At 70.1% G+C, this 11827-nt stretch carries 8 protein-coding genes; 3 read left to right on the top strand and 5 right to left on the bottom strand.

The features are described from left to right. Nucleotides 1-9: 9 nt before the first annotated feature. Nucleotides 10-2109 carry a DNA topoisomerase IV subunit B gene (locus O7623_RS05720; protein WP_282227542.1) on the bottom strand — a complete coding sequence of 700 codons (2100 nt, stop codon included), beginning with the start codon at nt 2107-2109 and terminating at the stop codon, nt 10-12. A gap of 186 nt (nt 2110-2295) precedes the next feature. Further along, nucleotides 2296-3732 (bottom strand): endo-1,4-beta-xylanase, encoded by a 1437-nt coding sequence (locus tag O7623_RS05725; protein WP_282227543.1) that lies wholly within the window; start codon nt 3730-3732, stop codon nt 2296-2298. A 480-nt stretch (nt 3733-4212) separates the two neighbouring features. On the opposite strand from O7623_RS05725, the gene O7623_RS05730 reads away from it, so the two are divergent. Beyond that, entirely contained in the window at nt 4213-5184 is a 972-nt protein-coding gene (locus O7623_RS05730; RefSeq protein WP_282227544.1) for a pyridoxal-phosphate dependent enzyme, read from the top strand. An 88-nt stretch (nt 5185-5272) separates the two neighbouring features. Here O7623_RS05730 and O7623_RS05735 read toward each other — a convergent pair whose 3' ends face one another. Then, complete coding sequence (locus O7623_RS05735) at nt 5273-6487, bottom strand: S8 family peptidase (RefSeq protein ID WP_282227545.1); 1215 nt, start codon at nt 6485-6487, stop codon at nt 5273-5275. A 282-nt stretch (nt 6488-6769) separates the two neighbouring features. On the opposite strand from O7623_RS05735, the gene O7623_RS05740 reads away from it, so the two are divergent. Both O7623_RS05740 and O7623_RS05745 read left to right on the top strand, forming a co-directional pair. Further along, nucleotides 6770-7207 (top strand): SCP2 sterol-binding domain-containing protein, encoded by a 438-nt coding sequence (locus O7623_RS05740; RefSeq protein ID WP_282227546.1) that lies wholly within the window; start codon nt 6770-6772, stop codon nt 7205-7207. Beyond that, nucleotides 7155-9242: a glycogen debranching N-terminal domain-containing protein gene (locus O7623_RS05745; protein ID WP_282227547.1), complete on the top strand. Its 2088-nt coding sequence runs from the start codon at nt 7155-7157 to the stop codon at nt 9240-9242. The genes O7623_RS05740 and O7623_RS05745 overlap by 53 nt, the downstream gene beginning before the upstream one ends. Nucleotides 9243-9272: 30 nt before the next feature. Here O7623_RS05745 and O7623_RS05750 read toward each other — a convergent pair whose 3' ends face one another. Both O7623_RS05750 and O7623_RS05755 read right to left on the bottom strand, forming a co-directional pair. Next, the gene (locus O7623_RS05750) at nt 9273-10259 is read right to left on the bottom strand and encodes a diacylglycerol kinase family protein (RefSeq protein ID WP_282227548.1); all 987 of its coding nucleotides are present in this window, start codon (nt 10257-10259) and stop codon (nt 9273-9275) included. 87 nt (nt 10260-10346) lie between these two features. After that, nucleotides 10347-11801, bottom strand: a complete 1455-nt coding sequence (locus tag O7623_RS05755; RefSeq protein WP_282227549.1) for a glycoside hydrolase family 43 protein — start codon at nt 11799-11801, stop codon at nt 10347-10349. Nucleotides 11802-11827: the final 26 nt, after the last annotated feature.

Consider the following 11827-nt stretch of genomic DNA (forward strand, 5'->3'; position numbering starts at 1 on the left):
GGGGCCTGCTCAGGCGTCGATGCTCTCCTGGTCGACCCGGCCAGCGGAGTCGATCAACCAGTTGCGGCGGGGCTCGACCTTCTCCCCCATCAGCAGCTCCAGAGTGCGGTCGGCGACCTCCGCGTCGGCCAGGGTGATCCGGCGCACGGACCGGGTCGCCGGGTTCATGGTGGTCTCCCACAACTCGTCGGCGTCCATCTCGCCGAGGCCCTTGAACCGGGGCACCGGGGTGACGACCTGTCGCCCGGCCCGGGTCAGGCGCCGTACGGTCTGCTCCATCTCGGCCTCGGTGAAGGTGAAGATGGTCTCCGCGTTGCGCCCCTTGGTGGTGATCTTGTGCAGGGGCGGCATCGCCGCGTAGAGCCGACCCGCCTCGATCACCGGCCGCAGGTACTTGGCGAACAGGGTGATCAGCAGGGTGCGGATGTGCGAGCCGTCGACGTCGGCGTCGGCCATCAGGATCACCCGGCCGTACCGCATGGCGGCCAGGTCGAAGGTGCGCCCGGTGCCGGCCCCGAGGACCTGGACGATCGCCGCGACCTCCGCGTTGCGCAACGTGTCGGCCAGGTTGGCCTTCTGCACGTTGAGAATCTTGCCCCGGATCGGCAGCAGCGCCTGGTACTCGGCGACCCGGGCCATCCGGGCCGAGCCGAGGGCGCTGTCGCCCTCCACGATGAACAGTTCGCTGCGCTGCAGCCCGGTCGACCGGCAGTCGACCAGCTTCGGCGGCATCGACGCGCCCTCCAGCGCCGTCTTGCGCCGGGCGGCGTCCTTCTGCTGTTTCTGGGTGAGCCGGACCCGGGCCGCGTCGACCACCTTCTGCAGCACGGTCCGGGCCTCGGTGCGGGTCTTACGCTCCTCGACCCAGGTCTTGATGTGTCGCTCCACGATGCCCTGCACCACCCGGGTGATCCCTGCGGTGGAGAGCTCGTCCTTGGTCTGCGAGGTGAACTGCGGCTCCGGGATCCGCACGTGCACCACGGCGGTCATGCCTTCCAGCACGTCGTCGACGGTCGGCGCGTCCTCCTTGGGCTTGAGTAGGCCCCGGGTGTTGCGCACGGCGTCGACGACGGCCCGGGTGACGCCGCGTTCGAAGCCTCGCCGGTGGGTGCCGCCGTGTACGTTGCGGATCGTGTTGGTGAAGCACTCGACGATCCGCTCGTAGCCGGTGCCCCAGGAGAGGGCGACCTCGATCTCGGCCCGACGCTGCACGTCCGACTGCATCACGCCGTTGGCGTCGGCCGCGTTCTCCTTGTAGGTGCCGGAGCCGGTGATCAGCAGGGTGCCGCAGACCGGCTTGTCACCGTCGGGAGTCAGGAACTCCACCATCTCGACCAGCCCACGCGGATGGTGGTAGACCTCCTCGACCGGCTCGGCCGCGGTGGCGTCACGCAGCACGTAGGTGACCCCGGGGACGAGGAACGAGGTGTTGCGCAGCCGGGTCCGTACGGCCTCGACGTCCAACGCGGCGCCGGCGTCGAAGTAGCGGGCGTCGTACCAGTAGCGCACGCGGGTGCCGGTGGCCTCGCCCCGTTTCATCCGGCCGACCGCCCGCAGCCCCGACTGTGGGGTGAACGGGGCCGCCGGGCCGGCACCGTCGAACACCCCCGGCACCCCCCGTTGGAACGACATCTCGCTGATCCGGCCGTCCCGCTTGACCCGTACGTCGAACCGCAGGGACAGGGCGTTGACCGCCGAGGCGCCGACGCCGTGCAGTCCGCCGGAGGCCTTGTAGCCGGAGCCGCCGAACTTGCCGCCGGCGTGCAGCCGGGTGAGCACCAGCTCGACCCCGGACAGCCCGGACCGGGTGTGCACGTCGGTGGGGATGCCCCGACCGTCGTCGTCGATCTGTACCGAGCCGTCGGCGTGCAGGGTGACCTCGATACGGCTGGCGTGCCCGGCGATCCCCTCGTCGGTGGCGTTGTCGAGGATCTCGTTGAGCAGGTGGCCGACGCCCCGGCTGTCGGTCGAGCCGATGTACATGCCGGGCCGCTTACGGACGGCGTCCAGCCCTTCGAGGTGGGTGAGGTCGTCTGCTCCGTACAGCGTCTCAGGTTGTGCAGTCAACGCGTCGAACTCCCGGGTGCCGGCCAGCGTGCCCCTACCCACGCCGACGCGGACGCCGACAGGCGGGACCCGGTGGCCTGCGGGCCACCGCCTGACGAGCGTAACCGCAGCCCCCGACAGGGCCACGCCGGGCCGGAAAGCCGCGCCGGCGTGGCGGACACGTGCCGCCGGCCCGGTGTGCGAGAGTGACGCCCCTCGCACACCGGGCCGGCTGTGGGAACGGCTCGGTCAGCTGGAGCTACAGGACGGTGTCATCCCGCTGCCGCTGCCGGTGCCCTGGAAGCCGAATTCGGTCGACTGCCCGGCGCCGATCCGGCCGTTGTAGGACACGTTGGCGAACCGTACGCTGCCGGTGCTTCCGCTGGCCTGGGCGTTCCAGGTGTTGGTGACCGCGGCGCCGGACGGGATCGTCATGGTCACCGCCCAACTGTTGGTGCCCGAGGATCCGGCGGTGACCCGCACCGTCGCCACGAAGCCACCTGGCCACTGGTTGAGCGAGACGGTGGCGGAGCAGTTGCCCGGCGGTGGCGGCGCGGTCGTCGGCGGCGCGGTCGTGGGGGGTGCCGTGGTCGGCGGCGCCGTGGTCGGCGGCGCGGTCGTCGGGGGCGCCGTCGTCGGCACCGGGGTGCCGCTGTTCAGCGCGGAGAGGGTGGCGTCGTACGCGGGCTTCTTGTTGCCGTTGTTGTCGAACAGCAGCGGCGTGCCGTAGGACCGCCACGAGTCGCTGTCCCGGATGCCCCACACCGTGATCCCGGTGCAGCGGGCGATCGCCAGACAGTCGTTGACCACACCCCGGTACGCGTTGGCCTGGGCGGTGCCGGAACCCTCGATGTCGAGTTCGGTGATCTGCACGTCCACCCCGAGGGCGGCGAAGCTCGACAGCGTCGTGCGGTAGTTCGACGGGTACGGCGACTGCGCGTTGAAGTGCGACTGCAGACCCACACAGTCGATCGGCACCCCGCGCTGCTTGAAGTCGCGCACCAGGTTGTACGCCGCCTGCGTCTTCGCCCACGACCAGTTGTCGATGTTGTAGTCGTTGTAACACAGCTTCGCGCCCGGGTCCGCCGCCCGCGCGGCCCGGAACGCCGCCTCGATCCAGTCGTTACCGGTGCGCTGCAGGTTCGAGTTGCGCCGCGCACCGGAGTTGCCGTCGTCGAACGCCTCGTTCACCACGTCCCACGAGTGGATCTTCCCCCGGTAGTAGGACGCGACCTGCGTGACGTGGTTGAGCATCGCCTGGCGCAGCGCGGAGCCCTCCATCTGCTCCATCCAGGCCGGCTGCTGGGAGTGCCAGGCCAAGGTGTGACCGCGGACCGCCATGCCCCGGGAGATCGCGTGGTTGACGATCCGGTCCCCACTACTGAAATCGAACCGACCCTGCTGCGGCTCGGTCGCGTTGATCTTCATCTCGTTCTCGGCGGTGACGCTGTTGAACTCCCGGTTCAGGATGTTCACGTACGTCGAATCACCGAGCTTGTGGGCGGCGATGGCGGCGCCGAAGTACCGGCCGGTCTGGGCGGCGGCCGCCCCGAGGGTGGACTCGGCGGCGTTGGCGGAACTGGCGTACAGCAATGCGGTGCCGGCCGCGAGGGCCACCACCGCGACCGAGGCCAGGGCGGCCCGCGGTCCCCTTCTCCTCGGTCTAATGGCGTGATGGTCGGTCATGTCGGTGATTGCCTCTCGATACAGGAGGTGGACGGCACGAACGCCGACCAGGCATCGACCATGGTCGAAGTTCTGCCCGGATGCTAACGGAAATATTCCGGAAACTCAATGTCCCACTCAGCTCGGCCAACCCAGCAACAGTCGGCATCGGCGCACGTCAAAGCCGTCAGCGGTCGACACACCGCGATCAGCAGCTACCGAAAATGTTTCGGAACGGTGGCCAACAGGCGCAGCGTCGGACAGCCGACGACCACGTGTGGTCCCGACTCGACATCCGCACAGCTGCCCGCCCACGCGCCGGCTGGCCACGACCTGCGACCACACCGGGTCGCGGACGCGACGTCAGCGGTACCTGTCGCGCTGCGGCGTCGAGGTGCCCGACCGCGCCCGGACATGCGGCATGGACACCCGCCGGTCAGCTGCGACTTGCCCGACCGCTGTATGAAACTGTGTCAGATCCTAGCTCCGGGAGGAAGCACCATGTCGCAGTTGCCGTCCGTCACCCTCGACGACGTCCGCGCGGCCGCCGCAGGGATCGCGGGCGTCGCACACCGTACGCCGGTGCTGCGGTCACGCACGCTGGATGCGCTGGTCGGCGCCGAGGTGTTCGTCAAGTGCGAGAACCTGCAACGGGTCGGCGCCTTCAAGTTCCGTGGCGCCTACAACGCGATCTCCCGTCTGCGCCCCGACCAGCTGGCCAACGGCGTCGTCGCCTACTCCTCCGGCAACCATGCCCAGGCGGTCGCACTGGCCGCCCGGGAACTGGGCACGACCGCCGTCATCGTGATGCCCGCCGACACGCCCGCCTCGAAGGTCGCCGCCGTCACCGGCTACGGCGCCGAGATCGTCACCTACGACCGGTACACCGGCGATCGGGTCGCCATCGGTGCGGCACTCGCCGCGCAGCGCGGATCGGCGCTGATCCCTCCCTACGAGCACCCGCACGTGATCGCCGGGCAGGGAACGGCCGCGCTGGAACTGATCGAGCAGGTGGGCCGGCTCGACGCCGTAACGGTGCCGGTCGGTGGGGGCGGGCTCGCCGCGGGAACCGCCGTCGCGGCCACGGGCGTCTGCCCGGGCATCCAGGTCGTCGGCGTGGAACCCGCCGCCGGGGACGACACCCGACGGTCCCTGGCGGCGGGTCACCGGGTCGCCATCGAGGTCCCCCGCACCATCGCCGACGGCCAGGCCGCCGAGATTCCCGGCGAACTGACCTTCTCCATCAACCGGCGGCTGCTCGACGGCGTCGTCGTGGTCGACGATGCCGAGATCCGCGCGGCGATGCGCTTCGCCTTCGACCGGATGAAGATGGTCGTCGAGCCGAGCGGTGCCACCGGTCTCGCCGCACTGCTCACCCATCGACTGAACCCGATGCCCGACCGGGTCGGCGTCATCATCTCCGGTGGCAACATCGACACCCGACGCTTCGTCGACCTGCTCGGCAGCGACTGACAGCGGTACGGCACGCCGGGGTCGGCCGGGTGCCCGGCCGACCCCGGAGCCAGACCGCCGGCACCTCGCCGCAGGCGGTCTGGCCGCGTCACAACCAGCGCTTGTTCAACAGCAGGCTCGGAGTGCCGGCCAGGTTCCCGGTGACCGCGCCGGGGACCCCGTTGGCCACGATCCAGTCGTGCACGGTCGACTGGGGTGCGTCACCGTAGGTCGACTTGTACAGCGCCGCGACCCCGGTCACGTGCGGGGCCGCCATCGACGTGCCGTTGACCGACCTGGTCGCCGACGTCGGATAGGTCGACACGATCGCCGATCCCGGAGCGTAGATGTCCACGCACGGGCCCGTCGACGAGAAGCTGGCCCGAGCGTCGGTCCAGGTGGAGGCGCCGACCACCAACGTCGCCGTGAGGTTACGGGGCAACCGGTCGCACGAATCGGTCCCGGTGTTGCCCGCCGATGCGGCGAGGAACACGCCACTGTCCATCATCCTGGTCAGCGCGGTGGCCAGTGTCGGGCTGTAGGTGTAGTTCCAGGAGGCGTTCGCCACCGCTGGCTTGACCGCGTTGGCGGTCACCCAGTCCACCGCGGCGATCGCCGCCGACAACGTCCCGCCTCCGGAACAGTCCAGCCACTTCACCCCGTACAGCCGGACGTTCTTGGCCACGCCGTGGCTCGCCGAACCGAGAGTCCCGGCCACATGGGTACCGTGACCGTTGCAGTCGGCGTCGATGTCGTCGATCGTGTTGTGGACGAACTGGGCCCGCCCCTCGAAATCCGGATGATCGGCCTGGATGCCCGAGTCGATCACGTAGGCGTGCACCCCCGCCCCGGTGGCGGTGTAGCGGTAACTGGCCGACAACGGCAGTCCCACCTGGTCGATCCGGTCCAGGCCCCACGATGGCGGATCGGTCTGGACAGCATCGACGACGTCGGTCTGGAACACGTCACGCTCGATGCGCAGCACGTTGCCGTTGTGGGCCAGTTCGGCGACCTGGGCAGGGGTCAGCCGGGCCGAGAATCCATTGAGTGCGGTACGGAAGTACCTGGTCGCGGTGGTCCGCAACGCGCGTACCGGTGCCGTCGCGTCGGTTCCGGGCCGCATCGTCACGACGTAGGCGTCGGCGACGACCGTGACGTCCGATGCTGCCCGCGGGGTGGTGACCGGCACCGCGACGGCGCGGTACGGGCCGCCGGCGGCGATCGCCGGCGATGGCGGTACGGCCAGGGTCGCCACGACGGTGGTCGCGATGATGCTGCCGGCGGCCACGGCGCGTCGCAGGCGCCGTAGACGTGCTGGTGACACAGAGCCTCCTCTAGGCGGACCATCCAATAGATGATCATTCGCGTTGACGGCAGGCTATATCGATCGGGTCGCCGAGCAGGAGATCCGTTGCTGCGGATTCGTCGACCGATCGGCCCTGCGCCACTCACCCCGATCGCCGGGCCACCGGCTCACCCGGTCACCGGGTCGCCCGCTGACCGGGTCGCGACGGGGTGCGCTTTCACCCGGACCGGGTGATGTGCGGCCATCGTCGGCCGGCCTAGGTTCGCCAGGTGACGCTCTGAACGGGAGGGTGCGGACACCGTGGCCGATACGATCGAGGACGCGCTCGACCTGCTGGGACGCAACGACCCGGCGGTGGTGAACAGGCTGCCGCCCCGGATGCGCGGCACCGTACGACTGGACGTGCTCGACAACGGCCGCACCACCAGCTGGTTTGTCCTGCTCGACAGGGGGAAGGTGCAGGTGTCGTCGACCGGGTCCGACCCAAATTCGATCATCCGCAGTGACCGGACGACCTTCGACCGGCTGGCCCGGGGCGACGACCGGTTCATCCCCCTGCTGTTTCGCAACAGCCTCGTCGTCGAAGGGGATCTGGGGATCGCCGACCAGGTGTCCAGGGCCCTGTTCGCCGACGCCCCGTCCGGACAGCATCCGAGGGACTTCGCCCGCAAGGGAGCCGCCGCGCATGAACGAGAAGACCGTCAGCATCCTGGACGGGAACACCTTCGTCGTCACTGACGAGCGCGGGGACGTCACCCTCTCGCCCGACTTTCCCACCGGACTGTTCTCGTTCGACACCCGGTTCCTGTCGACCTGGCTGCTCCGGGTCGACGACGCACCGCTGAACGTCCTGTCCCGCGACGACCTGCACTTCTTCGAGACCCGGTTCTTCCTCGTGCCAGGCCGGCCCACCCACTACGTCGACGCCAAGGTCTCGGTGATCCGCGAACAGTCGATCGGCGCGACCTTCGTCGAACGGCTGACGGTGCTCAACCACGACGTCGTGGCCACCACCATCACCGTCCGGGTGGACATGGCCAGCGACTTCGCCGACCTGTTCGAGATCAAGGAGGTGCAGCGCAAACGCGGCACCACGTCGGTGCATGTCGAACGGGACACCCTGCGCTACACCTACCAGCGCGGTACGTTCCGCCGGGACACCATCGTGACCAGCACCGCGCCGGCGAACGTCGACGAGGGCGGGATGACCTTCGAGATCCACTTGGAGCCACGCGGCCAGTGGCACACCGAGCTGCAGGTCGAACCGATCCTCAACGGTGGGGACGCCGGCTCCCCCACGGTGTGGGGTGCCTACCGGCGCCGGGCCCGACCCCAGTTGCGCCAGGAACTGGAACACTGGATCGACCGGGCCCCGCAGCTGTACGCCGACAGCGAGCAGCTCAAGACCGCGTACGAGCGCAGCCTGGTGGACCTGGCCGCGATGCGGTACGCGTCGTTGACCGCCACCGGGCCGATACCCACCGCCGGGCTGCCCTGGTTCATGACGCTGTTCGGTCGCGACAGCATTTTCATCAGCCTGCAGACGATGCCGTTCCTGCCCCGGCTGACCCCACCGGTGCTGCGGCTGCTCGGCTCGTTGCAGGGTGGCAGCCTCGACGACCTACGCGAGGAGGAGCCCGGGAAGATCCTGCACGAGTTCCGCTACGGCGAGTCCGCCGCGTTCGAGGAGCAGCCACACACGCCGTACTACGGATCCGCCGACGCCACCCCGCTGTTCGTGATCCTGCTCGACGAGTACGAGCGGTGGAGTGGCGACGCCGACCTCGTACGCGGTCTGGAACGTCAGGCCCGAGCGGCGCTGCGCTGGATCGACGAGTACGGCGACCTGCTCGGCAACGGCTACCTCTCGTACTGGCGGCGCAACACCCGTAACGGTCTGGAGAACCAGTGCTGGAAGGACTCGTGGGATGCGATCTCGTATCGCGACGGTCGACTGTCCGCGCTGCCGCGAGCGACCTGCGAACTACAGGGGTACGCCTACGACGCCAAGATCCGTGGCGCCCGACTGGCCCGCGAGTTCTGGCACGATCCGGCGTACGCCGACCAACTGGAACGGCAGGCCGCCGAGCTCAAGGCCCGGTTCAACCGGGACTTCTGGGTCGCCGACGGCGAGTACTACGCGCTCGCGCTGGACCCCGACGGCACCCCGGTCGACGCGCTCGCGTCGAACATGGGGCACCTGCTGTGGAGCGGCATCGTGGAACCGTCGCGGGCCCGTAAGGTCGCCGACCATCTGCTCGGCCCGGCGATGTTCTCCGGCTGGGGGGTGCGTACCCTGGCCGAGACCGAGGCCCGCTACAACCCGGTCGGCTACCACGTCGGCACGGTCTGGCCGTTCGACAACTCGATCATCGCCTGGGGACTGCGGCGGTACGGTTTCGCTGACGAGGCGGCACGCATCGCCGAGGGCATGATCGAGGCGTCGGAGTACTTCGACGGCCGGCTACCGGAGGCGTTCGCCGGCTACCGGCGCGACCTGACCGGCTACCCGGTCGAGTACCCGACGGCGTGCAGCCCACAGGGCTGGTCGGCGGGGGCCGTACTGCTCCTGCTGCGCACCATGCTCGGCCTCACGCCGTACCACGACCATCTCGGGGTGGACCCATGCCTGCCGTCGTCGATCACCCGTATCGAACTGCTCGACGTACCAGGGCGGTGGGGGCGGGCCGACGCGCTCGGCCGGCGGGCCGAGCACCGCCGCCGCCACCACACCCGGCTGCTCGCCCGGTTGGGCCACGGCGAGAACCGGTGACCGGGCCCGGGGCCACCGACCTGGCACGGATCACTGTTCGGCGCGGGCCCGGTCGACGAGCCGCTCGCCGCGCCGGGCGGCGGCCTTCGCGTCGACGGCGAGGTCCGGATCCTGCGCCGGGACCGGTACGCACAGCAGCAGTGCCGCGGGCTGTACGGTGGCCCGCAGGGTACGGTCGGGTTCGATCAGGTCGCCGTCGAGTTCGCGGGGCTGCGCCCGGTCGCTGACGACCGACACCGTCCGCCCCCGGTGCACTTGCATCCGGGGTACCCGCTGACGCCGTCGCAGCACCGCCCAGCCCAGCGCCAGCCAGTGCCGGAGGGTCCGCGGGGTCAGTACGGCGACGTCGAGCTGCCCGTCGTCGGGTTCGGCGTCGGCCAGCAGGGTGACCCCGCCCTGCAGACGGCCGACATTGGCGACGAGCACCGTCAACGCACGAGTGGCCACCGGCGGCCGGTCGTCGACCTGGATCCGTACCGACATCGGCCGGTCGCGCAGGTGCCGCAGCGCCCCCACGACGTACGCCGGCCAGCCGATCGCCGCCTTGGCCTGCTCGGACGTGGCGGCGAGCATCTTCGCGTCGAAGCCCATACCCGCCATCACCACGAAGTAGCGGCCGTCGTCGAGCCGACCCACGTCGAGTCGGCGGGTGGCCCGTTCCACCGCGACCTCGATGCCGGCGGTGAGGTCGGTGGAGAGGCCCAGGTTGGCCGCCAGCAGGTTGCCGGTGCCGGCCGGCAGGATGGCCAGCGCCACGCCGGTGCCGACGAGGCCCGCCACGCAGGACATCACGGTGCCGTCGCCGCCGCAGGCGAGCACCACCTCGGCTCCGGCGTCGACGGCCTGGCGGGTCTGTGCCTCGCCCGGCGAGTCGACCGTCGTCTCCAGCCACATCGGCGCGGCCCAGCCCGCCCCGGTCAGCGCGCCGTCGACCGTCGCCCGTAGCCCGTCGAGATCGCTGACCTTCGCCGGGTTGACCACGACGGCGGACCGGACCGCCGATGTCTGCTCATTCACCGGGTCAGTCTGGCTGACTGGGCACCCGCTGGCCAGCCGACCGCTCCGCAGCGGTCGACGGGTCAGCCGGTCGGCGCAGCGCGATGGTCAACTCGTCACCCGGAAGGTCGCGTCGGCGCGGCCCGCGGCGTCGGTGATCGGGTCGAGCCGCAGCTGGTAGCCGTAGTGGCGGATGTGCCGCTGCGGATAGTTGTACGACTGGAACGACGACCAGGCGGCGTCGGCCAGGCCGGCCACCTGACGGAAGGTCGCGTCCGCGGCGAAGGTGGCGGTGCCGTCGTTGGCGGCCAGGACGAAGTCGTAGCCGTAGTGCCGCAGGTAGTGGCCCGGGTAGTTGACCGACTCGAACGACACGTACCCGGAGTTGGCCGCCAGACCGGGCACGAGCCGGAACTGGGCGTCCTGGGCGGGGCTGACGGTGGCGTCGATGCGCACGTCGAAGTTGGCGTGCCGCACGTAGCGGTCGGGATAGTTGTACGACTGGATCCGGTTGACCGGCACGGTGGAGCCCCAGCGGGCAAGCACCCGGGACTGCTCGGCGGCGGTCAGGTTGAGGATCGAACCGTGGCGTTTGCGGGTGCCGCCCATGCTGTGGTCCGACCGGGTCTGGAAGTTGCGGGTGCTGCCCAGGTTGGTCGAGGTGAGCGGCAGGTAGCCGCGGCCGGTGGCGTACTGGTCCAGCCAGAGCACCCACTCGTTACGTCCGTTGAACTGCGCCCACATCGGCCCCTCGACGACGTTGCCGCCGCCGGTGCCGTTGGAGATGCCCAGGTGGGACAGGTTGCCCAGGGTCGTCCAGCCGCCGAGGATCGAGTTGCTCGCCTCGATCGTGATGTGCCCGTCGGCCGAGGCCCGGTAGTAGCGGTACCCGCCGATGCTGTTCGGCACCTCGATGATCTGGGTGTCGATGATGCCCTGGCCGCTGCCCCGGTCGATGTACAGCTGCGGGCTGGTGACGGTGCGGAAGTCGCTGGTCCGTACGTACCAGATCCGGTGTTTGGTCACCCCGTCGCGCGACGAGTTGGTCGCCCAGTAGATGACGTAGTCGCCGGTCGCCGGGTTCCAGATGGCCTCGGGCGCCCAGGCGTTACCGGCACCGGCGATGCCGGCGGCGACGTTGAGCAGCCGGGGTGGCGACCAGTTGACCAGGTCGGTCGACTCCCAGACGACGATCGACGTGCTGCCCCGGTTGGCCGCGTCGTTCCACGACGTACCGCTGGCGATCCGCAGATCGGTGGCGATGATCCAGTACCGGTCGCCGGCCGGCGACCGGATGATCACCGGGTCACGGACCCCGCGGGTTCCGACCGTGGAGAGCAGGACCGGCCCGCCGTTGTTGAGGTCTGTCCAGCGCAGCCCGTCGGTGCTGTGGGCCAGGTAGATCTGCTCACCGTTGGCCGACTCGCCGGTGAAGTGGACCATGAGATAGCCGGTGAACGGGTCGAGGGCGGCGGCCCGCTGGGGGGTGACGGCGGTCCAGGAGGTGAACAGCAGGCAGGCGGCGAGGGCGATGGCGCCCAGCCGCGCGGCGGCTCGTGGCATCGGTGCTCCCAAGGGTGGGCTCGGGT

This window comes from Solwaraspora sp. WMMD791, from assembly GCF_029581195.1.
GTDB lineage: Bacteria > Actinomycetota > Actinomycetes > Mycobacteriales > Micromonosporaceae > Micromonospora_E.